The sequence below is a fragment of the Megasphaera sp. AF13-6AC genome (genome assembly GCF_027685385.1).
GTDB lineage: Bacteria > Bacillota > Negativicutes > Veillonellales > Megasphaeraceae > Megasphaera > Megasphaera micronuciformis.
Genome location: NZ_JAQCUN010000283.1, coordinates 1 through 829, shown reverse-complemented (window position 1 = coordinate 829; position 829 = coordinate 1). Strand labels below are relative to the sequence as shown.

At 43.2% G+C, this 829-nt stretch carries 1 protein-coding gene; it reads right to left on the bottom strand.

Translation table 11 applies throughout. The features are described from left to right. Positions 1-715, bottom strand: a 715-nt coding sequence (locus tag PGX78_RS08880) for an FtsW/RodA/SpoVE family cell cycle protein (protein ID WP_270446600.1), incomplete at its 3' end; no start/stop codon positions are given. Positions 716-829 lie beyond the last annotated feature (114 nt).

Here is an 829-nt window from a genome sequence, read left to right as displayed (position 1 = left end):
GCATTCCCGAACCGATAGCTATTTTTGACTGAATGATATGATAGCCGGCTCCGAAGGGATCTGCATTAGGGTCTAAAAAAACCATAATACGCGACTTCTGATAGTCCTTCATAAAGTACCACCCGAAAGGAGCAAGACACAGTGCGGCAATAAAAATATTACGCAGAAGTTTCAGCCTTATACGACTGACAAAAAGCATAGCTACGGCAATTGCCAAGAATACAAGACTGGTTCCCAAGTCAGGTTGTTTTAATACCAGAAGAAACGGAATGCCTACACATAAGCCGAAGGGAATAATCTCTCTCCACGTATTGAGCTTTCCGATACGATCGGTCAGTAAGGCGGCCATACACACAATCATAATAAGCTTGGAAAACTCGGACGGCTGTAATGTAAGCGGCCCGATTTGAATCCATCGCTGGGCCCCAAGAGCGGATCTTCCTAAAAACATAACAGCCACCAACATGAGCAGATTGATGACATACAAGGGTTTGGCAATGCGCCGCAACTTAGTATAGTCATAATTACAAATAAAGAGAACCAACAATAAGTTGACAATAAAAGCCCCGCCCTGTTTAGCTACAAAATCGTAGTTAATGGCACCCTTATTAATATGTGTGGCACTGCCGATAATACAGATACTGATGGCTACAATAAGTACAGCTGCCGCCACCAATACTTTATCTATATGTTTCCACTGTCTTTTAAATAACACCGTTTATTCTCCCTTAGCGACGCCGTATACGCCATTGCCGTGATTCTCCGGCTCGTTTGCGAACAGTTAAAGTACGTTGCAAACGCCCTTTTTCGAGTATTTTTTCCACAACTG